Here is a 23,394-nt window from a genome sequence, read left to right on the forward strand (position 1 = left end):
CTGATTCGAGCGGGCGATCAGGCGTGGCCGGGTGGGCCGGCGAGGTGTGTGTTGATGCGGCCGAGCAGGTCGAACAGCTGTACACGTTCGTCGTGGCTGAGCGGCGCCATGATGTGCTCGTTGACACCGTCGAGGATGCGGTCGAGTTCGGCGAGATGGCCCTTTCCGGCTGCGGTGATGGTGATGACGTTGCGTCGTTTGTCGGCTGGGTCGGGGGCGCGGCGGACCCAGCCGCGTTGTTCGAGGTCGTTGAGGACCGATACCAGGTCGCTCTTGTAGATCCGGGCGCGCCCCGACAACGCCGCCTGGCTCGCGGGGCCGAATTCGGCGAGCGCGGCGAGCGCCACGAAGTGGTCCTTGTGGGCTCCGACCGTGCGCAGGGCTTCGCCCGCGACGCGGTGCGTCTGGGCGGCCGTCATTCCGATCAGACGTGACAGCTGAGCCTTGAGCCGATCAGGGGTCTGCTGACCGTCGTCGAATCGCAGGTCGTCGCCCTTATCCATGAAGGTCAGCCTACCCCACTTGCGTTAGTGTCACTAACGATCTAAGTTCATTAGTAGCTCGAACGTTAGTGTTCCGAACAGATTGGGGAAGTTCTCATGACCAGCACCGAAACCCTCATCCGTGACCTCGCCGACCGTGCCGAACTCGCCGATCTGGTTGCCCGCCACAGCCTTTGGATCGACGAGGGCCGCTTCGCCGAGACCGACCGGCTCTTCACCGAGGATGTCGTCGTCACCTCTCCGCGCGGGCAAGTCAGCGGCATCGACGCCCTGATCGGGCTCGTTCGCGCAGGCCACGACACCTACGCGCGCACCCTGCACAACAAGTCCAACCTCGTCATCGACCTCGACGGCGACACCGCCACGGTGCACGCGCACGATATCGCCGTGTTCCTCATCGACGACAAGACCGAAGCCGTCGCGGCCGGGATCGCCCACTACCACGCGCGCCGCACGGACAACGGCTGGCGCTTCGACCGCCTGGAGATCAACGCGATCGCGCTGACCGGAGCACTCGAGCGGGTACTGTAACCGCGCTTGCGACGAGGTAGGACCGGCACCGTGATCCCGCCGCTACGGCGGTCCGGACCCGCTCGTAGTCGCGCTCGAGGCCCGGTGGCGCGACCGAGCTGCGGGGCGTGCAGTGGCCGATGCCCCGAGTTCACGTGTGGGCGAGGTAATCCTCACCGCCGATGTACATGGTGTGCCCGAGCGGGTAGTCGCCGGTGGTCGCATCGGCTACGGCCGTGGCGAATTCGTCCACGGTCGGCAGTGCGCCGTGCTCGGTTCGGGCGGCGACCGCGTCCGGATCGCGGCGTTGCAGTAGGCGGACGATGATCGTGCCGTCGATCATATCGCCCGAGACGACGGTGAAACCAATTCGGCGAGAATCGAATTCGGTGATCATATCGCGCAACGCATCCTCGCCCGCGCGCTTGCTGGCGGCGATGGGCTCGTACTCCGCGGGCACGGGTTTGCGGCCCTGGAAATGCGCCTGGTGGCTGGTGACGAAGACGATGTGCGCGCCGGCGGGCATATGTGGCAGCAGCAGCCGAACCAGTCGCAACTGCGCGTCGCGGTTGACCGACATCGGATAGTCCGGCGCCGCGCCGCGCTCGAGACCGCCGGATGCGTTGAGTACCAACACATCCAAGCGTCCGAAGCGGTCGACGATCTGCCGGGTCAGCGCCTGCGCGGCGGACGCGTCGGACAGATTGGCCCCGGCGATCGACGCGCTACCCCCGTCCGAAGCGATCTCATCGGCGAGATCCTGTGCGCGCCTGCGCTTCTCGCGGTAGTTGACGATCACGTGATCACCGCGGGCGGCCAGAATCCGGGCCGTGGCCGCTCCGATGCCGCGCGATGCCCCGGTCACCAGCGCGATTCTGCTCGAACCCACCCGAGCCTCCTTACTCGATCGCTTCTATTTCAGAAGCAACTATGGTAGTTCTGAATGAGAAGCGCAAGAGATCCGGGAACACCCCGGCGTGATCCGGCCGCGGCGCCCACCCAGGCGATGGAGCTGCTGGGCCAGCGTTGGATGCTGCGTGTGATCTGGGAGCTGGAACCGGGGCCGCTGGGCTTCCTGGAGTTGCGCCGCCGCATGGACAACTGTTCGTCCAGCATGCTGTCGGTACGTCTGCAGACGTTGCAGACCGCTGGAATCATCGTCAAACGCCCCGACAAGTCGTATGAGCTGACCTATCCGGGTGTCGAACTGGGCCGGGCGCTCGAGCAGCTGTGGGTGTGGGCGGAGCGCTGGCACGACACGATCGGCGGTCCGGACGCCGAGGACCCGGCCTGAAACATCAGTATGGGCCGTACCTCGACGCCTGTCGGGCGGCCGACCGCGGCAGCCACGTCCTCGCCTTCTGAGGCGTTGCGGCTCAACCGAGTTGGGCGAGCATCTCCGCGCGCCGCCGGGCCATGGTGTCGGCGGGATCATCGCCGTTCAGCAGAGCGCGACACAACGCCGCGGCATCGTCGATGGCATTGCGCGCACCGACTCCGGATTCGGGGCTGAGCGCGTGATCGGCATCCCCGCAAAGGATTACGGGTAGTCGCGGCGGGAGGGCCTTGGTCAACGGGACGCGGCGGGCGTTGGAGACGTGCACCATCGCGGTGCGGTCGAGCAGGGTGTCCAGCAGATAGGGGATCTCGGGCAGGGCGGCGCGGATCGGCTCGTACCATCGCGCCAGTGGGTGGAACCCGGTGTAGCCCACCGCGATCGGCCCGCGAGTCAGTCGTACGAACCAGACCGCGACGTTGTCGTTCCAGAAATGCCCGAAGGTGGCCGGAGCGTCGGTGCCGTGCCGGTGGAAATGCAGGACCGAAGGTGTGGTATCGGGTCGGGTGCCGGGCGCGGCGGTCGCGTAAAGCACGACCTGTCCGGCATATTCGGCGACGCGCTCGGGTTCGAGCCGGGTGCGGGCGATCGAGTCGATTCCGTCGGCGGCGATGAGCAGATCGGCCGCGGTCCCACCGGGATACAACACGCCGCGGTCCGGGTCCAGATCGCTGATCGCCGTCCCGTAGCGGATGTCCGCGTCTGCGGCCCAAGCGAATTCGGTCAGTACCCGCATAAGGTCGGTGCGGTGATACAGCCGATGCCCGGCCGCGGGCGATTCACGCACCTCGGCGGCCGGTGCGCCGACCCGGAACCCGTCGACCGGATAGGACGCGCCGGCGAGTTGATCGGCGGGAACGCCGAGGTCGGCCAGCGTCCGGTGCGCGTGGGCGTCCAGAAACAGGAATGCGCCCCCGCGCACGTTGGGTCTGCGTTCGTAGACGACGGCAGGGTGGCCCGCTCGCGCCAGCCCACCCGCGAGCACGGTGCCCGCGATGCCGCCTCCGAGGATCGTCACCATATGTGATTCCTAGGCCGCCGATGTCCGGTGCAGCCTGGTCAATTTTTCTCCTAGCGTGGCTATATCGTCGACCCTCGCGCGCCCCGCGGAACGACGTCCGGTCCGAATCGATCTCCTCCAATTACTAGCATTGTCAACAATTCTGCGCCACTGAGAGAGTCTCGGGCCGACATCGATCACACCTCGTTCGGGACGTTCGCGGCGGGTGTGTCGCGGCGTGTCACGAACGTGCGTTAGCCTGCCGGAACCTGCGGCGGTGCTGCGGTCGACCACGCGGGGTGACCGGCGACGGACTTGGGAGCGTGAACATGGTGGACATGAGAACGAATCGCAGGCGTGTGCGCATCGGATGCTGTGTGGCGACGGCGGTCATCGCCGCGGTTGCCGGATGTGGTTCACCGAGTTCCCCGGCGCCGGGCACCGGCGTCCGTTCCGCGGGGCGGGGCGACTCGCTGCCCGACGTGCTGGACTGCTCGTTCGACAAACCGGCCGTACGCCCGCAGAACCTGATTCTCGCCTGTGCGGATCTGGGCGTGCAGGTCGAGAAGATCACCTGGACCTCCTGGGCTGCGGACAAGGCCGAGGGCGACGGCACCGAACGCGACAACACCTGCACGCCCAACTGTGCCGCCGGGAACTACGTCACCAAGCCGGTGCACATCGTCCTGTCCGATCCGGTCCAGCCCGCGAACCTCTACACCAAGGCCACCACCACCGACTCGTCCGGCAAGACCTCGCGCTTTCCCCTGGTCGAGCAGCGGTGACAGCCCCGACGGTATAGATGTAACTCCTGGTCGCATATATACCCGAAATTTTGCTACGCTCGGGTATCGGCGGCGGTGACGCCGCACGACGAGACCAGGAGTACCGATGAAGCTACTTCCCCTGTGGCCGCCTCGTGACAGGACCGATCCGGGCGAGGTAGCCCTGCACGCGCGCAATGTGCAGTTCGACTGGCGCGATACGCCCCTGCGCTGGATGGCGGACGAGCCGATCGCCTCCCACGTGATCAACGCGCTGAACCTGCTGCTGCCCGAAGGGGAGCGGATGTTCGTGCTGGCGTTCTCCGAGGCGCTGCCGCTGGTGCGGGACGAGAAGCTGCGCGAGCAGATGCTCGGTTTCATCGGTCAGGAGTCGATGCACGCCGAAACCCACAACGACGTGCTGCAACAGGTGCTCACCGCGCACGGCGTCGACGTCGACGCGTACGTGCGTCAGATGGAGTTCCTGTTCCGCAAGACCCTCGGCCCCCGGCCCGGACAGGGCGCCGCGGCGGAATTCCAGACTCTGGTGGAACGCATCGGCTTCATCGCCACCCTGGAACACTTCTTCGCCTATCTCGGCGACTGGGTGCTCAACGCCGATCTCGAGCGCTTCGGCGCGGACCCGCGCGTACTGGATCTGTTCCGCTGGCACGGTGCGGAGGAGGTCGAGCACCGGCATGTCGCGCACGATGTGGCGCAGTATTTCGAGGTCGGCTATCTGCGCCGGTCGGCGCTGATGCTGATCGTCTTCCCGATCTTCCTGACGCTGCTATTGCGCGGCACCAAATACCTTGTGCACCAAGATCCTTCGCTGCCGAATATGTGGTACCCCCGCCTGGCGCTGCGGGTGTTCGGCGCGATGTGGCGCGGTGCGCTGCCTGGGGTGCCGGCACTGCTGTGCAGCGCGGCCACGGTGCTGCGGCCCGGTTACGACCCCGGATCGGTCGGCTCGACCGCGCAGGCGGTCGCCTATCTGGCCAAATCACCTGCCGCGCAGGCGATGGCGTCGTGAGCCTCCGGCGGATTCCGCTGCTGCCTCCGGCCGATCTGTACGGCAGGCGCCGCAGCGACCGGGCGATTCGCGTCATCGATGCGGTCGCCGAGACCCGGATGCGCTGGACGGCCCTGGTCAACCGCGGTACCGCCACGGGCGCGGTGGACGATCACCGCATCACGCTGACGGTCGCGCAGCGGCGGGTGGAGGCGCACGACACCGACGTGGTCAGCCTGCTGCTCACCGCACCCGACGGTCGCGCGCTGCCGCGCTGGCGGCCCGGTGCGCATCTGGACCTGGAGCTGCCCTCGGGCCGGTTGCGGCAGTATTCGCTGTGCGGTGATCCGGCCGAGCGACACGCGTATCGCATTGCCGTGCGGCGCATTCCGGACGGTGAGGGCGGCTCGCGCGAGGTGCACGAGGCACTCGCCGTGGGCAGTTCGATCATCGTGCGCGGCCCGCGCAATGCCTTCCCCTTCGTCCTGCCCGGACACGGGTCCGATGCCGCCCGAGTGCATTTCGTGGCCGGCGGCATCGGTATCACGCCGATTCTGCCGATGGTGCGGATGGCGCATCGGCTCGGCGTCGACTGGTCGATGGTCTACACCGGACGCAACCGGGACTCGATGGCCTTCCTCGACGAGCTCGAACGGCTGGGCCCCAGGGTGAGGATCCGCACCGACGACGAATCCGGGTTGCCCGCCGCCGGGGATCTGCTCCCCGGCGTGGATACCGACACCGCGCTCTACTGCTGCGGCCCGGTCCCGATGACCACGCTGATCGCCGACCGCGTGCGCGAGATGCCCGGTGTGGAACTGCATTCCGAGCGGTTCTCGCCTCTGCCCGTCCGCGACGGCGTCGCGTTCGAGGTCGAATTGGCCCGCACCGGCGAGGTCATCGCGGTGCCCGCCGATCGCACGGTTCTGCAGGAGTTGCTGAAAGTCCGCCCGGACAGCCCGTATTCGTGCCGTCAGGGCTTCTGCCGCACCTGCCGGGTGCGCACGGTGTCCGGGCAGGTCGATCATCGCGACACCGTATTGACCGATGCCGAGCGAGCCGCCGGCGACATGCTCATCTGCGTATCCCGGTGTGCCGGTGAGCGTCTGGTGCTGGACCTGTGAGGTTCCGCACCCGTAAGTCTCACGTTCACCGGCCCCGAAGGGAGATATCGTGACCGATCAGACCCCCGTTCCCGATGCCGAACGCATCGTCCGCAACGGCGAATTCGACCTGGCCGTCTACGAATACGGCGATCCGGACGCAGAGACGGTCGTGCTGGTGCACGGTTGGCCGGACGATCATCATCTGTGGGATCGGGTGATTCCGTTGCTGGCCGGGCATTTTCACGTCGTCGCCTACGACACCCGCGGCCACGGCCGCTCCACCCGCACCAGCCGCACCAGCGACTACCGGCTCGACGCCTTCGCCGGGGACTTCTTCGCGGTGGCCGATGCGGTCAGCCCCGAACGACCCGTCCACGTGCTCGCCCACGACTGGGGATCGGTGCAGATGTGGGAGGCGGTCTGCGAGCCGCGGGCCGACGCGCGGATCGCGTCGTTCACCTCGGTCTCGGGGCCGAATCTGGATCACATGGGAAAGTGGATGCGCGCCAAGCTTTCTCGCGGGGCGGCGTGGGGGCCGTTCACTCAGCTGCTGTCCTCGGCGTACACCTTCCTGTTCATGACTCCGGGTGTGCCGCGGGTGGTGTTGCGGCCGCTGTCGGCGGCTACGATCTGGCAGCGATTCGTCGGGCTCATGAACGAGACCGCACCCGCGAATGTACGTCTGGGACCGAGGTTTCAGGAGGATTTCTTCGACGGCATGCGCATCTACCGCGCGAACATCCTGCAGCGCCTGGTCAACGCCCGCGACCGGCACACCGAGGTGCCGGTGCAACTGGTGATCGCCCGTCGCGACGTCGCCGTGCGGCCCGCCGGATACGCCGACGAGTCGCGGTGGACCTCGCGGCTGTGGCGTCGCGAGGTGGCCGCCGGACACTGGCTGCCGTTCTCGCATCCGGAACTGTTGGCCACGGCCACAACCGAACTCATCGACTCGCTCACCCGTGGCACGACCACGCGCGGGCTGCGCCGGGCCGAGGTGGTGCAGGGCCGCGAACGCGGCGCGTTCGAGGATCAACTCGTCGTGATCACCGGAGGCGGCAGCGGCATCGGCCGTGAGACGGCGCTGTCCTTCGCCCGACGTGGCGCCCAGGTCGTGGTCTCGGACCTGAATCTGGACGCGGCCAAACAGACCGTCGCGCTGGTGCAGGCCGAAGGCGGTGTGGCCCATGCTTATTCGGTCGACGTCTCGGATGAGGAGGCGGTCGCCGAGCACGCCGCCGCGGTCATCGCCGAGCATGCGGTGCCCGATATCCTGATCAACAATGCCGGAATCGGCCAGGCGGGCGACTTCTTCGAGACGTCGGCGGCCGATTTCGACCGGGTGCTTCGGGTGAATCTGGGTGGGGTGATCAACGGCTGCCGCACCTTCGGCGCGGCCATGGCCGAGCGCGGGCTCGGCGGGCACATCGTGAATCTGTCGAGTATGGCCGCCTATATGCCGCAGCGCGGATTCAGCGCCTATTCGACGAGCAAGTCGGCGGTGTTCATGTTCTCGGACTGCCTGCGCGCCGAACTGGCCGGCAACGGTATCGAGGTGCACACCATCTGCCCCGGCATCGTGCACACCAATATCGTTGCCACGACCCGGTTCTCGGGTCTGTCCGCCCAGGAAGAGGCGGACAAGCAGGCGAAATACGATGCGCTGTACCGCAAGCGGCACTACGGCCCGGAGAAGGTGGCCGAGCAGATCGTGCGGGCCGTCCAGAACGGGCGCGAGGTCGTCCCGGTGACCCCGGAGGCCCATTTGCAGTATCACTTCCAGCGGTTCGCCCCGGCGGTCGCCCGGTTCGTGGCGGCGCGGGTCAAGCTCACCTGAGCCCGCTGGGACCGACCGAGTTGTCGCCACTTTCGAGGCATCGGTCGACGCTGACCCCGGAGATCACCCATCGCCGGCCGAGCCACGCATGGTTGGCCGGGCTGTTCGCTACGGTGTGGGGGTTTTCGGGGCGGAATCGTTCTCGGTCTTTCCCCGGGTAGCCCACAGGCTCGTCGTGGTGACCGCCGCCAGCACCACGACGATCACCAGCAGTGAAGCGGCAGTGGAAATCTGCGGGACGCCCGCCCAGATGTCGTGTGCCCAGTGCAGCACCAGTTTCACGCCGATGAACGCCAGGATCACGGCGAGCCCGTAGGCGAGATGCACCAGCCGGCTCAGCGCCGCGTGCAGGACGAAATACAGTGCGCGCAGGCCGAGCAGCGCGAAGGCGTTGGTGGCGAACACCAGATAAGGATCGCCGGTGACGCCGTAGACCGCGGGCACCGAATCGACCGCGAAGACCAGATCGGTGGTCATCACCGCGGCGACCACCAGGGCCAACGGGGTCAGTGCGCGCCGTCCTGCCTCCCGCACGCTCAGCCGCGTCCCGCGATAGCCGTCGGTCACGGGCAGTACCCGGCGCAGCAGTCGCACCGAACGCAGCGAGGTGGCCTCTACCTCGGCCTCCTGTCCGATGATCGCGTCCTTCAGCAACTTCGCGGCGGTGAACAGCAGGATCGCGCCGAACAACAGGAATGCCCAATCCAGTTCGGCGAGTGCGGCGGCGCCGAGTGCGATGAATACGCCGCGCAGTACCAGCGCGCCCGCGATCCCGAACAACAACACCCGCTGGGCCAGCCGGGCCGGGACCGCGAATGCCGCCAGGAGCAGCATGAAGATGAACAGATTGTCCACCGACAGCGATTTCTCGAGCAGGTAGCCGGTGAAGAATTCCGTGCCCGGTTGCGATCCGTAGGTCGCCCAGATGACGATGCCGAAGGTGATCGGCAGCGCCAGATAGAACACCGTCCACCCGAGTGCCTCGCGCATCGACACCTCGTGCGGGCGGCGGGTGACCGCGAAGTCGAGCACCAGCAGCAACAACACACCAGCGATGGTCGCCGCCCACAGCCAGGGCGATCCGATGGTGTGCAGTTCGGATGATGCTAGAACGGTCGTGGTCGAACTCATGGGACTCCTCGGGTACGACAAAACACCCGAGGTCTCCTTCGCCCGTGGAACGGGCGGCCACCCGGGGATCTCAACTGTGAAATCCGTACTGACCGGTATAGCACTTGGGAAGTACTCCCCTCACCGGTGATCTTAGTCGGGTCCGATCGCGACCGGCAAATCCCGGGCGATGTGTTCTCGCTCTCGGCGAACGGCTATTGACCTCAATATAACTCGAGGTATCAGGCTGGTCCCATCGTTCGAGACGAGAGGATGTGGCCGAATATGCATGTGGTGGAGGTCAAGTCGTTCGGGGGACCGGAGGTTCTGGTTCCGGCCGAAGTGTCCGATCCGGTCGCCGGGCCGGGGCAGGTGGTCGTGAACGTCACGGCGGCCGATGTGATGTTCCTGGACGTGCGGCTGCGCAGTGGCTGGGGCCGGGACTTCTTCCCGGTCGAACCGCCGTACGTTCCGGGCGGCGCGGTCGCCGGCGTGGTTTCCGCCGTCGGTGCGGACGTCGATCCCGGCTGGATCGGCAAGCGAGTGGCCACGGCCACCGCGGCCAGTGGCATCGGCGGCGGCTTGCCCACCGGTGGCTATGCGACCCGGGCGCTGGCGAAGGCGCAGACGTTGAACGAGATCCCCGCCGGCCTGGACGACATTCGCGCCGCAGCTCTGGTGCACGACGGGCGAACCTCGATGATGATCGCCGAGCGGGCCCGGATTCGGCCGGGGGAGTGGGTGCTGATCACCGCCGCGGGCGGCGGATTGGGTACGCTGCTCACTCAACTGGCGACCGCGGCAGGCGCTTCCGTGATCGCGGCGGCGCGCGGCGAGACGAAACTCGCACTGGCCCGACGCCTCGGTGCGAAGGTCGTGGTCGATTACGAGAACCCCGGCTGGGCGGACCGGGTCCGGGAGGCGACCGATGGTGCGGGTGTGGCGGTAGTACTCGACGGTGCGGGCGGACCGATCGGCGCGGACGCCCTGAGCGCCACCGCCCCCGGCGGCCGCTTCCTCGGATACGGCAACGCCGCAGGCGGTTTCCTGGAAGACCGCGCGGAATATGCGGCGGCACAGAATATTACGGTGCAAACTCTGCTGGAGATGACCAGGGCCGATATCGACTGGCAGGTACTCGGCCGCCGCGCCCTGGCCGAGGCTGCGGCGGAAAATCTGGAAGTTGTTGTCGGGCAAACCTTTCCGCTTGCCGATGCGGCAGCGGCGCATGCCGCAATCGAATCCCGTGCGGCGGTGGGACGCACGATCCTGACGGTCTGAAAGTGGCTTCGGGGGCGGTTCCCGGTCAGCGCGGACTGAGCACGACCACCGCGATCGGTCGGCGGGTCTGCTTCTGGTACTGCGTGTACCGCCCCTGATTCACCTTGTCGACCAGTCCCCAGCGGCGCGCGTAGTCCGCATCGTCCGGATACGTCGCCCGTGCGCTGACCGCGATTTTCCGCCGCCCGACCTGGATCTCGCAGTCCGGCGCGGCTTTGAGATTCGCCAGCCACCCCGGCGGTCGCGGCGATCCGCCGTTGGAGGCGGTGACCAGATAGTCCCGCCCATCGCGCGCATAGGTCAGCGCACTGGTCCGCGCCTGCCCCGACTTCCGCCCGACAGTCCGCAGCAACAACGTCGGATTGCCCGCCAGCAGCCGGTGCCCCACCAGCCCGCCGCTGTGCTCGTAGATCCACTGATGCGCCCGCAACACGTTCACGAACAGACCCGCCACGCCGATCCTCCCGTCCGTCCCCTTCACCGGCCACACTATCTGCTACTCGGTGTCCCGGAAAACGCCGACCACGGCGATCCGAATAGGCGAACGCCCCCCGAACCCGGTACCATCGCCCCAACCCGCGCACACCACGCGGTCGGGGGCGGTAGCTCAGTCGGTTAGAGCCGCGGACTCATAATCCGCTGGTCGTGGGTTCGAGCCCCACCCGCCCCACAAACAGCTTCTCATCAGCAGAAACGCTGGATGCTGGAGCTGAGACGATCCAGTGAGCGCACATCGGCCGCAGTCACTGCTCGGAGCTCTGCAGGATGCCGACCACCGCACCGCCGGGGTCGGTGAACAGCGCGAACGACATTGCATCGCTGATTGCCGTAGGCGGCACCACGACGGTCCCACCCAACTGCTGGATCTGAGCGAGCGTGGCCTCCAGGTCGGCGACGCGAATGTAGATCGTCACATAGGCCGGCGTGCCCTCGCTGGTCTGCATGATGCCGCCTGCCAGGCCCCCGTCGGATGCTTCGACCAAGGTGTAGCCGGGCTCGGCCTCCGCCATCTGCCACCCGAATACCGTGCCGTAGAACTTGCGTAGGGCGGGCGCGTCCGGCCCCCCGATCTCCCAATGCACCACTGGACTGCTCATGACGGTCCTTTCCCGGAAGGTGTCGGTGCTGATTTCCTACGATAGTAGGCCGCACCCGGCCCGACCAGCCTGTTCGACGAGTGTGGCGGTCTCCGACACGCGAGCGGAGCACCGGACCCGGTTGGCGGCAAGGTGCTCAGCCGCAGCATTCGATGCGCTGCGCGAGAGGACTGGGTGATCGTCGCGACTGACGGGGATGGCGAGATCGCGGGTGACCTCGTCGGCGCGGACGCAACAGCGTCGGACCGACGTTCCGGCGTTCGCGGAGTTCGGGAGACCCGTTGGCGCGCATCATGTTCAGGATGTCCGCGCTGATGAACAGCTTGCCATCGGGCATCGCGATGATCAGTTGCTCAACGGCCGCGAGGTAGGCGATTGTCGCGGCGGATGCATTGGTGCGCTTGGTCATTGCGGTGACCTCGATCCCACTTCGCGCGATCGTGCACCCCATCGACGGTACGGACCGCACTGCACTGTCGATGACCATTTGCCGGGATCACCCGCTGGGCCCATCCCTGAACCCTCCCGGCGATGCGCTATTGACACCGGTAGTGCGGTCGATCACACTGGGCGAGAAAGTTGACATGACTGTCACGTCATGAATGATCCAGCTAGGAGGCTGCGGTGCCTGAAGTTCCCGATATGCGCGCGTTGGGCCGGGAGGTCAGCAATTGGGGGCGGTGGGGGAGCGATGACGAGCGGGGGACCACGAATCTGCTGACGGCCGAGCGGGTGTTGGCCGCGGCCGGGCTGGTCCGCACCGGCGAGGTGTTCACGCTGGGAATTCCGCTCGACGGGGACGGGCCGCAGCCGGGGGGATTGCGGATCAATCCGATCCGGTTGATGTCGGAGAACGGGCAGGAACAGGTGCTGCCGGGCGGTTTCAAATGGGCCGACGACTTCGTCTTCATGCCGCTGCAGGCCGGGTCGCAATACGATTCGCTGGCACACGTGCACTACGACGATCAGCTCTACAACGGGCACCCGGGTGACGGGGTGACGGTCAAGGGCGCGGACAAGTGCGGCATCCACACCCAGGCCGGCGGCATCGCCGGACGCGGCGTGCTGCTGGATATCGCGCGGGCGCGCGGAGTGGACTGGCTCGAGGCCGGGACCGCGATCGGGCCCGAGGAACTCGACGAGGTCGCCGCCGCGCAGGGCGTGCAGATCGGCGCGGGCGACATTCTGTTGTTCCGGACCGGGTGGCGCAGGAAATTCCTGACCGAGCGCGATGCCGCCGGCTTCATGGCCGGTGAGCCCGGACTGAGTCTGGCCTGCGCGAAATGGTTGCGGGAGAGGGATATCGCCGTCGTCGGCTCGGACAACTGGGCCGTGGAGGTGATGCCGGGCGAACATCCGGGCACCGCATTCGAACTGCATATGGTGCTCATCCGCGATATGGGTGTGACGCTCGCGGAAATGCTGGATTTCGAAGACCTCGCGCAAGCCTGTGCCGCCGACGGCCGATGGGACTTCTTCTACGCCGGGCCGCCGCTGTCGTTCACCCGCGGTGTCGGCTCACCGATCAACCCGATGGCGATCCGGTGACGGTGCGGCGGATGCGAATCGGCAAGGAGCAGAACAGATGTTGATCGGTGACATCGTCGAATACGGTGCGCGCAAACACCCGGAGCGGATCGCGCTGCGGTTCGAACAGGAACAGATCACCTACGGGCAGTTGCGAGATCGCTGCCGCCGCTTGGCGAATGCGCTGCTCGGGGTCACCACGCAGGGGGACAGGGTCGCGATCCTGTCCTCGAATTGCACGCAGTACATGGACTGCTATTACGGCGTTCCGATGGCGGGTATGGCGCTGACGATTCTCAACGTCCGGCTGCACCCGGATCAGATCGTCGCTCTGCTGGAGCATTCCGAGGCGCGAGTGCTGATCATCGCGCCGGAATTCGCCGAGGTGGTGGAGCGCATCCGCGATCGCATCCCGTCGGTGACCACGGTGGTGTCGATCGGAACGGCTCCCGGAGCGATCGACTGGGACGAATTCCACTCCGGCGCTTCGGCGGACGTGCCCGAGCACACTCCGGACCCCGACGATCCGGGCTGGCTGGTGTACACCAGCGGAACCACCGGTGCGCCGAAGGGGGTGATGATCTCGCACCGGAATCTGCTCGCGGGCGTGACCTCGTCGGCGTTGCAGTGGGAGGTGCCCGAGGAGACGGTATTCCTGTTCTGCTTCCCGCTGTGTCATATCGGCGGGTATGTGGTGATGATCAACCATCTGCTCGGCTGCACGGTCGGAATTCTGCGGTCCTACGACAACGCGACATTCCTGCGTCTGGTGGACGAATGGCAGGTCACCCAAACGGGTTTGGCGCCGACGATGATCAATTTCCTGCTACAGGATCCGGAGCTGGACAGGCATTCGCTCGATACGCTGCAAGCGGTGGGCTACGGCTCCTCGGCCATCCCCGCCGCCGTGCTGCGTGCCGGACTGGAGCGGTTCGGATGCGATTTCTATCAGGGCATGGGCATGACCGAACTCGCCGGTAACGTCCTGCATCTGGACGAGCAAGCGCATCGCCGCGCGGCGAACGGTGCGACCGGACTACTCGCCTCGGCCGGAAAACCCATGCGGCTGGCCGATATTCGCATCGTGGACGACGAATTCGCCGACGTGCCGGCCGGGCAGGTCGGGGAGATGATCGTGCGTGGCGATCAGGTGATGACCGGTTACTGGAAGGATCCACAGGCCACCGCCGACTCGTTCACCGATGGCTGGTTCCACACCGGAGATCTGGTCCGCCAGGACGAGGAGGGCTTCGTCTATATCGTCGACCGGAAGAAGGACCTGATCATCAGCGGCGGCGAGAACGTCGCCTCGCTGACCGTCGAGCAGGCCCTCTATCGCCAGCCCGGCGTCGCGGAGGCCGCCGCGATCGGCGTGCGCGACGACACCTGGGGCGAGGTGGTGTGCGCGGTGGTCGTCTTGCGCGAGGACGCCACCGCCACGGCCGAGGAGATCATCACCGGATGCCGTGAGCATCTGGGCGGATTCCAAGTGCCGCGCCGGGTGGAATTCGTGTCGGCGCTGCCGAGGAATGTGACCGGCAAGATTCTCAAAAGGGAGCTGCGCCAGCAGTTTTCCTGATCCGATGTGATCGGCCGATGCCCGATCCCGCTGGGGGCGGGCATCGGCCGTCTGCGGTACCGCCGTGGTGCTGATCGGCTATCATCTCGCGCGTCTTCAACCCCGCTGATGTAGCGTCTGCCGCAACGGAATTCGATCCATCTCCCGCCGAGATGCTCGAACCGTCCGGCGCGGGCACGTGCCGAGTTGTTCCATGAAGTACGACCGAGAAAAGAGGATCACGGCGTGCATGGCCGACGTGCGGACTACAGGATCGGCAGGGATGGAAGGGGTTCGGGGGCCCGGGTGGTGGCCGGGTGAACATGCCGCCACAGGGGTTTACGGTGAGGTACGACTCGTCGCCGACCACTTCGGGACAGGACCGGGTGCGGTTGTACGACCCGGAGTTCGCGGCCGATCCGCACCGCGCGTACGACGAGATGCGCGAGCGGTTCGGTGCGATCGCGCCGGTGGAGCTGGCGCCCGGCGTACCGGCCACATTGGTCCTGGATTACGCGACCGCGTTGCAGATCATGCGCGATCCCGAGCATTTCCCCACCGATCCGAGTCGCTGGCAGCGGTCCGTCCCCGAGAGTTGTCCGGTCCGGCCGTTTCTCGAGGCCCGCGCCAACGCGTTGCGCACCACGGGTGAGGCGCATCAGCGGTTCCGCAGCAGCTTCGGGGCCCTGCGTGAGACCGATCTGAACCGGTTGCACGATCTGGTCGGACAGGCCGCCGAACAGCTGATCAACGGGTTCTGCGGTGACGGCTCCTGCGATCTGCTCAGCGGGTACGCGGCCCCGCTGACCTTCCAGGTGCTGGCGAATCTGATGGGATTCCCGACCGATGCGGCCCGGCAGGCGTGGACCGGAATGGCGGCGATGCTGGACACCGTCAACGCCCAGGCCGGACAGGAGATGTTCATCGGGGCGCTGGCCGGGGTCGTGACCGACAAGCGGGCCAGACCTGGCAACGATCTCACCTCGGCGCTGATCACCGACCCCGGCAAGCTCGACGATATGGAGGTGATCAACCAGGCCGCGCTGCTGTTCTCCATGGGAACCGAGCCGCTGGCCAACCTGATCCTGCACACGGTGCTGCTGATGCTCACCGACGATCGATTCGGCAGTGGTCTGATCAGCGGAACGCTCTCCACCGCGGACGCGCTCGACGAGGTGTTGTTCAAAGACCCACCGCTGACGAACTTCTCGGTCATGTATCCGCGTCAGCCGATCCTCGTCGACGAGGTGTGGCTGCCTGCGGACCAACCGGTGCTCATCGGCCTGGCGGCCTGCAACAACGATCCGCGCATCGCCGGGGGCGACCGTACCGGCAACCGGTCGCATCTGGCCTGGGGCGCGGGGCCGCACGCGTGTCCGGCGCAGGCGATGGCCAGGACGATCGCCCACGATGCGATCGATCTGCTGATCGATGCACTGCCGGATATGACGCTCGCGGTCCCGGTCAGCGAATTATCCTGGCGTCCGGGACCTTTCCATCGCGCACTGGTTTCGCTGCCGGTGGAGTTCCCGGCCACGGCGCCGATGATGATCGCCACGTCGTCGAGGTTCGAACCGTCCGCCCGCCTGTAAGGAGTTCCCGTGACGGACAATCAACCCATTGTGCTGGATCCGGTCGCTACCGATATCCACGGCGAAATTGCCCGTATACGAGACCTGGGCCCGGCAGCCCGGGTGGAACTACCCGGCGGGGTGGTGGTGTGGATGGTCACCGATTACGCCGCGCTGCGGCGGCTGATGACCGATCCGCAGGTCTCCAAGGAACCACAGGACTGGAAGACGTTGCGGGAGGGCCGGATTCCACACGACTGGGTGATGAATCCGTGGATCGGCCTGCGCAACATGCTCAGGAGTTCGGGCGCCGAGCACGCACGTCTGCGCAAGGCGGTGGGTCCCGCGTTCGGCCCGCGCCGGGTACAGGATCTGCAGCCCAGGATAGCGGCGATCGTCACCGATCTGCTGGACGCGCTCGCGGACATCCCGGCGGGCGATATCGCGGATCTGCGCGCGGATTTCGCGCGTCCGTTGCCGATCAAGGTGATCACCGAGCTGATGGGAGTGCCGTCGGAGATCGCGACTCCGCTGTGCGAGCATGCGGACGGCTCGTTGGACACCTCCGCCGCACCGGAGCAGGTGCAGCGGGACTTCACGGCGCTGCTGGATCTGGTCGCCCAGTTGATCGCCTACAAGCGCGAACATCTGGGCGATGATCTGACCAGCACCCTGATCACCGGTCCGGACGAGGCCACCGGTCCGCTGCTGACCGATCAGGAACTGCTGGACACCCTGACGTTGATCATCAGCGCGGGGCACGAGACGACGGTGAATCTGATCGATCAGACGATCGTCGCGCTGCTGACCCATCCGCGGGCCCGCGCCGAGGCCGTCGCCGGGGAGATCGAATGGGAGGACGTGATCGAGGAGAGTCTGCGCTGGCAGTCGCCGATCGCGAATATGCCGTTCCGGTACACGCGGGCGGACATCGATCTGGGCGATGGTGTCCGGATTCCCGCGGGCGAGGCGATCCTGGCATCGTTCGCGGGGGCCAACCGCGACCCGAACGCGTTCGGCCGCAACGCCGACGAGTTCGATCCGTCGTGGGATCGCGAGACGGACAGCAAGGGCCACTTGGCGTTCGGTTACGGCGTGCACCACTGCCTGGGTGCACCGCTGGCCCGCCTCGAAGCGCGAATCGCCGTGCCCGCGTTACTGTCCCGCTTCCCGGATCTGCGATTGGCCACTGCGGCGAGCGAACTGCGGCCGATGCAGACCTTCGTCATGAACGGCCACAGGTCGTTACCGGCTCGGCTGAGCGCTTAGCGGCCGAGTGCGAACAGCGCCCGGGTCCCAATCGGGCGCTGTCCGCGACATAGCTCAGGTCCGATCGTGAGCGCTATCCCCGGTAACGCGGATTGGCGACCCGCAGGCGGGACAGGACGGCGAGCGAGACCGCACGGCGAACCTTCTTGTCGGAGTAGGACAGTGACCCTGCGCGCAATCGTGCGGCGAGTTCCGCCTCCGAGTCGCAGCCCAGCTCGCCGAGCAGCTCCGCGACCTCGGCGGTGGCCGCGGGCCCGGCCCGGAGTTCGCGGGCGGCGGTGCCGAGCAGGTTGACGCAGATTCGCATCAGGAATCGCTGGCGCTGTTGTTCGGCGGTCAGCGTGGGTGCGATCTCCTCGGTGAGCGTCTCGGCGACCAGATCGATGATTTCGGTGAGGTGGGGACGATCGTGCACCGTGAACGCCGGTTCGGGTGACGTTGGGGCGCTGACGGATTCGTCGAGCAGATCCAGTACGGCCAGCAGATCGTACTCCGATTCGCAGACGCGCCGCCCGATCGCGGCCAGTTCCACCGAGCGCTCCTCGCCGCCCAGGTGACGCTGCGCCTGGAATCTGCTGAGCACCAGCCACTTCAGCGTGCCGAACGTCTCCCACCAGTGCAATTCCTCTGGTGCAGGCCGGATTCCGGTGGCCTGGGCGTAGCCGTCCAGGAGTTGCTCGCGGGTTCCGAGTCCGCCGACCGGGGCCGATGCGCCGAAACGCCAGGCGCGCACGCACAGCCAGCCCAGATCCTCGATCGGATCGCCGCGATGGGCGAGCTCCCAATCCAGCACCGCGCGCACGCCGTCCGCGGTGATGAGAAAGTTGCCGATCCGGAAATCGCCGTGCACCAAAGTCTTCCGGCGGGGCGGCGGGCGATGTTCGCGCAGCCAGCGCAGGCCCATCTCCACCGCCGGTCGCGGATCGTCCAGATCTCGGTAGATCTGCTCGATCGTGTCCAGCGAGTCCTCGTCGTCGAGCAGGTCGAGGGTGTCCAGCGGGGTGCGATGGATCAGGCCCAGGACGCGGCCGAGGTCCGCGGCGAGCCGATCGCGCACCGGTGCGAACTCCGGATCGCGGTGCAGCTTACGCGGAATCGACTCGCCCTCGACCATCTCCATCAGCAGATACGGTGCATCGATTCCGGGAGCGGTGTCCGCGGCGGCGAGTACGGTGGGCACCGGCACCCCGGCCGAAGCGGCCGCCCGCAGGCAGGCCGCCTCGGCGCGCATCCGGGCGGCGTCGCCGTGCCCGGGAGGATCGCGGCGCAGGACCGCGCGCACGGTCTCCTCCGCATCGTCGCGGGCGGCGACGGCGTAGACCTGTTTACTCGCGCCGCCGGTGAATTGGCGCAGAGATACCTCGCCGATCCTGCGTCCGGTAGCCGCGCGCAACACCTCGCCGACGCCCTCGGCAAGCGTGATCGCTTCCGGCACAGGGGTATCCGGCGTCACAGCCACGGCGCTGCCTCGGGGGAACGCAGCAGTCGGCGCGCGGTGGACATGCGGTGCACCTCGTCCGGGCCGTCGTAGACGCGCGCGTAACGGGCCTGCCGATACATGCGTTCGAGCGGGGTGTCGGCCGTCAGGCCGAGCGCGCCGTGCACCTGGATGGCGCGATCGATCACGTTGTGCAGCATGCGCGCCCCCCAGAACTTGATCAGTCCGACTCGCACCCGGTAGTCCTCCCCGGCGTCCATCGCGCGGGCCGCGTCGAGCGTCATCAGCCGGGCGGCGTGGATCTCGGCGGCCGATTCGGCGATGTATCGGTGGATCTCACCCTTCTCGGCGAGCAGGGAACCGTGCGCGTACCGGGTGTTGGCGCGCTCGCACATCAGCTCGTATGCGCGCTGAGCCTGGCCGAGCCAGCGCATGCAGTGGAAGATGCGGCCGGGCCCGAGCCGATCCTGCGCCACCGCGAAACCCTTGCCGCGCTCGCCCAGCAGACTCTCGGCCGGGACCCGGACGTCGGTGAGCCGGACCTCGTAGTGGTCGCTGGGGTCGTGCCCCATGGTCGGGATGGCCCGGACGATCTCGAAGCCCGGGGTGTCGGTCGGCACGATGATCGCGCTGATCCGGGAATGTCTCGGCACGGAGTCGGATTCGGTATTGGCGAATACCGTGCAGTAGCCCGCCTGCGCCGCGCCGGTGGTGAACCACTTGTGCCCGTTGATGACCCAGGTGTCGCCGTCGAGTTCGGCGCGGGTGGCGATGAGAGTCGGATCGGACCCGGCGACCTCGGGCTCGGTCAGCCCGACCGAGGGCAGCACAGCACCGGCCACCATGGGCGGAATCCAGCGTCGGCGCTGCTCCTCGGTGCCGTGCCGGTGCAGCATCAGGGTGTCCTGCATGGAGACCGAACCGACCGCCAGCTGACCGAATTCCGATCGGCCGATGATCTCGTTGAGATAGACGAAATCCAGGAAAGGCACTCCGCCGCCGCCGATATCGGCCGGATGTCCGAGCGCCCACAGATCCAGTTCCTTGGCCCGGCCGCGCAGCCGGTCGAGTTCCGCGGCCGCGGCCGCGTCGTCCCGGATCAGCACCGGCTCCTGCGGAATGACCTCACTGTCGATGAATTCCCGCATCCGCGAGGCCAATTCGGCGATACGGCCCTCGGGCCGGTCCATGGTCGTCATCACTGCTCCCGGGTCGAGGCGGATACCGCGTAGAGCGGCTGGATCGCGGCGGAGTCCACGTATTCGTCGATGCGCGTGATCCGGCCGTCCCGCACCTGCACGAACATTCCGGCCGGGATCTCCAGCGGGCCGTGTCCGGGCAGGTTACCGCGCAGGACGTGCTGCTGGGCGAACCCCTCGGGCAGCGGATAACGCCGGATGTCCTCGTAGCGAAGGTTTTCCACCGTTCGCGCCAGCCAGCGCAGCACCCGCAGGTTCTCTCCGACGGTCTCCTCCGTGTTCTTCTCGTTGTGCCAGATGCGTGCATCGGGTGCGTACAGATCGGTGAGCGCCGCCGCATCGCCACTGCTGACAGCGGCGAAGAAGCGATCGGCCAGTTCATTCACGGTTTGGGACCTCTTCCCGGGGTGGATAATTCGCTTCTCGTCGTGGGATCACCGGGTCGGTACCGACCGGCCGCCCGCGGCGAGCAGATTGCTGGCGACGGGTTTGCCCAGCAGATCCGAGATCAGCCGGGCCGCGTCCAGGGCTCGGTCGATATCGATGCCGGTGGCGATCCCGCCGTCCTCGAACATGTAGGCCAGCTCCTCGGTGGCGATATTGCCGCTGGCGCCCGGCGCGAACGGGCAACCGCCGAGACCGCCTGCAGCGGAATCGAATTGACGAACACCCTCACCGTAGGCGGCCCAGGCGTTGGCCAGGCCCTGGCCTCGGGTGTTGTGCAGGTGGACGCCCGGAACGGTCGTCGGCGCCGCCGCCCGGACCCGGCCGAGGACATCGATCATCCGGATCGGTGAGGCGGTGCCGATCGTATCGGCGACGGCCAAGGCATCGGCTCCCGAAGCCATTGCGCTCCGGGCGATCTCGGCCACCCGCTCCGGCGGAGTCGGCCCGTCGAACGGGCAGTCGAACGCGATGGCGATGATCACCTCGAGGTATCCGCCCGCCTCGTGCACCAACTCGGCGATCGGCTCGATGAGCGCGACCGACGCGGCGCTGTCGCGCCCGACGTTCGCCCGGCTGTGCCCGTCCGAGGCCGATACCACGTATTCGACCCGCGTGATCCCCGCGGCCAGGGCCCGCCGCGCACCGCCGAGGCTCGCGACCAGGGCGGAGAATTGCACGCCGGGCCACCGATGTAGCTGGGCCGCAACGGCTTCCGCGTCGGCCAAGGATGGAACGGCGCGCGGGGAGACGAAGGAGGTCACCTCGATCCGGCGCACTCCCGTGGCCACCAGCGCATCGATGAACTCGAGTTTGGCCTCGGTCGGAATAGGCTCCTCTATCTGTAGCCCGTCGCGGGGCCCGACCTCGCGGATATCGACGGCGTTCATGCGATCGTGCCCTGTTCGCGCAGCTGGGAGAGGCGCTCGTCGTCATAACCGAGCACCTCGCTCAGCACCTCGTCGGTATGCGTCCCCGGACGGCTCGCACCGCCCCAGCGCACCCCGCCGGAGGTCTCGCTCAGCCGGGGCACCACCCCGACACCCTTGGCGGGAACCGGATCGAATCCGGTGTCCTGGCTGGTCAGCGAGGGGTCGACGTGATCGACGAAGATGCCGCGGGCGAGGAACTGCGGATCGGCCATGACCTCGGCGACGGTATTCACCGGCCCCGCGACGACACCGTGTGCGGCCAGTTTCTCGATCAGGTCGGTGGCGCTGAAATCCGCTGCCCAGGCGGCGATCAGCTCATCGAGTTCGTCCTGATGCTCACCGCGCGAGCTGTGGTTGACGTAGCGGGGATCGTCGGCGAGTCCGGGACGTCCCATGGCCTCGGTCAAGCGACGGAACACCGTGTCCTGGTTGGCCGCGATGATCACCCACAGACCGTCCTTGGACAGATACAGATTCGACGGCGCCACCCGGTCCAGCCGGGTGCCCGAGGGCTGCCGCACATGGCCGGTCTTGTGGTAGTCGGGGACGGTGGACTCCTGAATGGCCAGCGATGCCTCGGTGAGGGCGGCGTCGACGATCTGCCCGCGCCCGGTCCGCTCGCGCGCCAGCAGCGCGGCCAGCACGCCCTGGAAGGCGAACAGGCCGGCCAGGCTGTCACCGATGGACAGCGCCATGCGCGGCGGCGCCTGACCGGGAAATCCGTTCAGATGGCGCAGACCGCTGATGCCCTCGGCGACCGAGGCGTACCCCGGCCGCGCGGCGTACGGCCCGGTCTGCCCGTATCCGGACACTCGCGCCAGCACCAGCCGTGGATTGCGGGCGGAGAGTTCGTCGTATCCGATGCCCCAGCGTTCCAGCGTGCCGGGCCGGAAACTCTCCACCACGACGTCCGCGGTGGCCGCGAGATCCAGGAAGATCTTCCGCCCCGCCTCGGTGCGCAGATCCAGGCTCATGCACCGCTTGTTGCGCGCGTGCACGGCCCAGAAGTACTGGTGACCGCCCTGGGCCTGACCCCAGTCACGCAGTGGGTCGGGGCGATCCGGCGCCTCGATCTTGATCACGTCGGCGCCCATATCTCCGAGCAGGCGACCGCAGTAGGGCCCGGCGATGAGCGTGCCGAGTTCCAGAACGCGGAACCCGTCCAGCGGGCCGGGGGTGGTGCTCGTGTCGCCCGTGGGGGCGAGAGCTGATGTCATGGGTGCCTCCTGGCTCGGCGCCGATGTGTCATTGCTCGTCCGGATCGAGCCCGAGTGCGCCGACGGACATCCGGTCGAGCGTGTCCAGCAGGGCGTCTTCGTCGGCGTCCTCGCCCTGGATCAGCCACAGGTAGATCGTGTGCTCCACCATCGCGGCCATGACGCGCGCCGCCAGCTCGGGATCGAGCTTCGGACGGACCAGCCCCTCATCCTGCCAGCGTGCGATGGCTTTGGAGGTGCGTTCGATGAGCCCGCGGCGGTGTTCGTGCCGCAGCTGCCGGAACTCCTCGTTGAACGTGGCGACCTGTTCGACGATCGCCATCATCCGGGCGTTGCGCCGATACGCCCGGTAGTAGGAACGGTTCGCCGCGATGAGTTTCGCCGCGGGGGACAGGTTCGCCGCGGTCGGCTCGCGGCGGTGCATATCCTCGAACAACCGGGTGCTCAGCTCGCCGAAGACGTGTTCCTTCGACTCGAAGTAGCGATAGAAGGTGCCGTAGGAGACGTTCGCCTCCTGCGATATCTGCTCGACCCGGGTGTCCAGGAAGCCGACGGATTCGAAGACCGTCCGGGCGGCATCGAGCAACGCCTCACGCGTCTTGCGGCCCCGCGGCGTCAAGGTATCGGCCGCGGCGGCGGGGCTATTGACAGATGACTTCGCCACGGACCACACTATCCAACAA

Annotated in this window: 24 protein-coding genes and 1 tRNA gene; 12 read left to right on the forward strand and 13 right to left on the reverse strand. The window is 67.2% G+C overall.

What is annotated here, in order from left to right; genetic code table 11:
* Nucleotides 1-17: 17 nt before the first annotated feature.
* The gene (locus NV1_RS15500; RefSeq protein WP_067891444.1) at nucleotides 18-503 is read right to left on the reverse strand and encodes a MarR family winged helix-turn-helix transcriptional regulator; all 486 of its coding nucleotides are present in this window, start codon (nucleotides 501-503) and stop codon (nucleotides 18-20) included.
* Nucleotides 504-599: 96 nt separating this feature from the next.
* Here NV1_RS15500 and NV1_RS15505 point away from each other — a divergent pair, with 96 nt between their 5' ends.
* Nucleotides 600-1,034: a nuclear transport factor 2 family protein gene (locus NV1_RS15505; RefSeq protein WP_067891447.1), complete on the forward strand. Its 435-nt coding sequence runs from the start codon at nucleotides 600-602 to the stop codon at nucleotides 1,032-1,034.
* A gap of 130 nt (nucleotides 1,035-1,164) precedes the next feature.
* Here NV1_RS15505 and NV1_RS15510 read toward each other — a convergent pair whose 3' ends face one another.
* On the reverse strand, nucleotides 1,165-1,902 hold the full coding sequence (locus NV1_RS15510; RefSeq protein WP_245713731.1) for an SDR family oxidoreductase: 738 nt from the start codon (nucleotides 1,900-1,902) through the stop codon (nucleotides 1,165-1,167).
* Nucleotides 1,903-1,956: 54 nt separating this feature from the next.
* Here NV1_RS15510 and NV1_RS15515 point away from each other — a divergent pair, with 54 nt between their 5' ends.
* On the forward strand, nucleotides 1,957-2,307 hold the full coding sequence (locus NV1_RS15515) for a winged helix-turn-helix transcriptional regulator (RefSeq protein WP_067891450.1): 351 nt from the start codon (nucleotides 1,957-1,959) through the stop codon (nucleotides 2,305-2,307).
* A gap of 82 nt (nucleotides 2,308-2,389) precedes the next feature.
* On the opposite strand, the gene NV1_RS15520 is transcribed toward NV1_RS15515, so the two are convergent.
* The gene (locus NV1_RS15520) at nucleotides 2,390-3,370 is read right to left on the reverse strand and encodes an FAD-dependent monooxygenase (protein WP_067891453.1); all 981 of its coding nucleotides are present in this window, start codon (nucleotides 3,368-3,370) and stop codon (nucleotides 2,390-2,392) included.
* A 317-nt stretch (nucleotides 3,371-3,687) separates the two neighbouring features.
* On the opposite strand from NV1_RS15520, the gene NV1_RS15525 reads away from it, so the two are divergent.
* The 4 genes from NV1_RS15525 (at nucleotide 3,688) to NV1_RS15540 (ending at nucleotide 8,068) form a co-directional block, all read left to right on the forward strand.
* Entirely contained in the window at nucleotides 3,688-4,134 is a 447-nt protein-coding gene (locus NV1_RS15525) for a hypothetical protein (RefSeq protein WP_157116950.1), read from the forward strand.
* A 106-nt stretch (nucleotides 4,135-4,240) separates the two neighbouring features.
* Complete coding sequence (locus NV1_RS15530; RefSeq protein WP_067891459.1) at nucleotides 4,241-5,146, forward strand: metal-dependent hydrolase; 906 nt, start codon at nucleotides 4,241-4,243, stop codon at nucleotides 5,144-5,146.
* Nucleotides 5,143-6,249, forward strand: a complete 1,107-nt coding sequence (locus NV1_RS15535) for a PDR/VanB family oxidoreductase (protein ID WP_067891465.1) — start codon at nucleotides 5,143-5,145, stop codon at nucleotides 6,247-6,249. Before NV1_RS15530 ends, NV1_RS15535 begins: the two co-directional genes overlap by 4 nt.
* A 49-nt stretch (nucleotides 6,250-6,298) precedes the next feature.
* A complete protein-coding gene (locus NV1_RS15540; protein ID WP_084525390.1) occupies nucleotides 6,299-8,068 on the forward strand; it encodes an SDR family oxidoreductase in 1,770 nt (589 codons plus the stop codon).
* 108 nt (nucleotides 8,069-8,176) lie between these two features.
* Here NV1_RS15540 and NV1_RS15545 read toward each other — a convergent pair whose 3' ends face one another.
* The gene (locus NV1_RS15545; RefSeq protein WP_067891470.1) at nucleotides 8,177-9,199 is read right to left on the reverse strand and encodes a TerC/Alx family metal homeostasis membrane protein; all 1,023 of its coding nucleotides are present in this window, start codon (nucleotides 9,197-9,199) and stop codon (nucleotides 8,177-8,179) included.
* A 264-nt stretch (nucleotides 9,200-9,463) separates the two neighbouring features.
* Here NV1_RS15545 and NV1_RS15550 point away from each other — a divergent pair, with 264 nt between their 5' ends.
* Nucleotides 9,464-10,459, forward strand: coding sequence for a zinc-binding dehydrogenase (locus NV1_RS15550; protein ID WP_067891964.1), 996 nt, complete (start codon nucleotides 9,464-9,466; stop codon nucleotides 10,457-10,459).
* A 25-nt stretch (nucleotides 10,460-10,484) separates the two neighbouring features.
* Here NV1_RS15550 and NV1_RS15555 read toward each other — a convergent pair whose 3' ends face one another.
* Nucleotides 10,485-10,913, reverse strand: coding sequence for a nitroreductase family deazaflavin-dependent oxidoreductase (locus NV1_RS15555; RefSeq protein ID WP_174557451.1), 429 nt, complete (start codon nucleotides 10,911-10,913; stop codon nucleotides 10,485-10,487).
* 142 nt (nucleotides 10,914-11,055) lie between these two features.
* Between NV1_RS15555 and NV1_RS15560 the strand changes: the two genes are divergently transcribed.
* Nucleotides 11,056-11,129 (forward strand) — tRNA-Ile (locus NV1_RS15560).
* Nucleotides 11,130-11,202: 73 nt separating this feature from the next.
* Here the strand turns inward: NV1_RS15560 and NV1_RS15565 are convergent.
* Together NV1_RS15565 and NV1_RS15570 are read right to left on the reverse strand one after the other, a co-directional pair.
* Complete coding sequence (locus tag NV1_RS15565) at nucleotides 11,203-11,556, reverse strand: VOC family protein (protein WP_067891473.1); 354 nt, start codon at nucleotides 11,554-11,556, stop codon at nucleotides 11,203-11,205.
* 136 nt (nucleotides 11,557-11,692) lie between these two features.
* Complete coding sequence (locus NV1_RS15570; protein WP_157116952.1) at nucleotides 11,693-11,965, reverse strand: hypothetical protein; 273 nt, start codon at nucleotides 11,963-11,965, stop codon at nucleotides 11,693-11,695.
* A 233-nt stretch (nucleotides 11,966-12,198) separates the two neighbouring features.
* On the opposite strand from NV1_RS15570, the gene NV1_RS15575 reads away from it, so the two are divergent.
* The 4 genes from NV1_RS15575 (at nucleotide 12,199) to NV1_RS15590 (ending at nucleotide 17,481) form a co-directional block, all read left to right on the forward strand.
* The gene (locus tag NV1_RS15575; RefSeq protein WP_067891479.1) at nucleotides 12,199-13,104 is read left to right on the forward strand and encodes a cyclase family protein; all 906 of its coding nucleotides are present in this window, start codon (nucleotides 12,199-12,201) and stop codon (nucleotides 13,102-13,104) included.
* Nucleotides 13,105-13,141: 37 nt separating this feature from the next.
* A complete protein-coding gene (locus tag NV1_RS15580) occupies nucleotides 13,142-14,662 on the forward strand; it encodes a long-chain-fatty-acid--CoA ligase (protein WP_067891482.1) in 1,521 nt (506 codons plus the stop codon).
* Between the two features lie 323 nt (nucleotides 14,663-14,985).
* A complete protein-coding gene (locus NV1_RS15585; protein WP_245713732.1) occupies nucleotides 14,986-16,233 on the forward strand; it encodes a cytochrome P450 family protein in 1,248 nt (415 codons plus the stop codon).
* 9 nt (nucleotides 16,234-16,242) lie between these two features.
* On the forward strand, nucleotides 16,243-17,481 hold the full coding sequence (locus NV1_RS15590; protein ID WP_067891485.1) for a cytochrome P450 family protein: 1,239 nt from the start codon (nucleotides 16,243-16,245) through the stop codon (nucleotides 17,479-17,481).
* A 73-nt stretch (nucleotides 17,482-17,554) separates the two neighbouring features.
* Here the strand turns inward: NV1_RS15590 and NV1_RS15595 are convergent, their stop codons facing one another.
* Genes NV1_RS15595 through NV1_RS15620 form a run of 6 tightly spaced genes read right to left on the reverse strand, consistent with a single transcriptional unit; the run spans nucleotide 17,555 to nucleotide 23,375 of the window.
* On the reverse strand, nucleotides 17,555-18,916 hold the full coding sequence (locus NV1_RS15595) for a phosphotransferase family protein (protein ID WP_067891976.1): 1,362 nt from the start codon (nucleotides 18,914-18,916) through the stop codon (nucleotides 17,555-17,557).
* A gap of 14 nt (nucleotides 18,917-18,930) precedes the next feature.
* Complete coding sequence (locus tag NV1_RS15600) at nucleotides 18,931-20,118, reverse strand: acyl-CoA dehydrogenase family protein (protein ID WP_174557446.1); 1,188 nt, start codon at nucleotides 20,116-20,118, stop codon at nucleotides 18,931-18,933.
* Nucleotides 20,118-20,504 (reverse strand): nuclear transport factor 2 family protein, encoded by a 387-nt coding sequence (locus NV1_RS15605; RefSeq protein ID WP_067891488.1) that lies wholly within the window; start codon nucleotides 20,502-20,504, stop codon nucleotides 20,118-20,120. The genes NV1_RS15600 and NV1_RS15605 overlap by 1 nt, the downstream gene beginning before the upstream one ends.
* 48 nt (nucleotides 20,505-20,552) lie before the next feature.
* Entirely contained in the window at nucleotides 20,553-21,452 is a 900-nt protein-coding gene (locus NV1_RS15610; RefSeq protein ID WP_067891491.1) for a hydroxymethylglutaryl-CoA lyase, read from the reverse strand.
* Nucleotides 21,449-22,711: a CaiB/BaiF CoA transferase family protein gene (locus NV1_RS15615; RefSeq protein WP_084525392.1), complete on the reverse strand. Its 1,263-nt coding sequence runs from the start codon at nucleotides 22,709-22,711 to the stop codon at nucleotides 21,449-21,451. Before NV1_RS15615 ends, NV1_RS15610 begins: the two co-directional genes overlap by 4 nt.
* A 28-nt stretch (nucleotides 22,712-22,739) precedes the next feature.
* Nucleotides 22,740-23,375 (reverse strand): TetR/AcrR family transcriptional regulator, encoded by a 636-nt coding sequence (locus NV1_RS15620; RefSeq protein ID WP_067891982.1) that lies wholly within the window; start codon nucleotides 23,373-23,375, stop codon nucleotides 22,740-22,742.
* Nucleotides 23,376-23,394 lie beyond the last annotated feature (19 nt).

This window comes from Nocardia vaccinii NBRC 15922 (assembly GCF_001613305.1).
Lineage (GTDB): Bacteria > Actinomycetota > Actinomycetes > Mycobacteriales > Mycobacteriaceae > Nocardia > Nocardia vaccinii.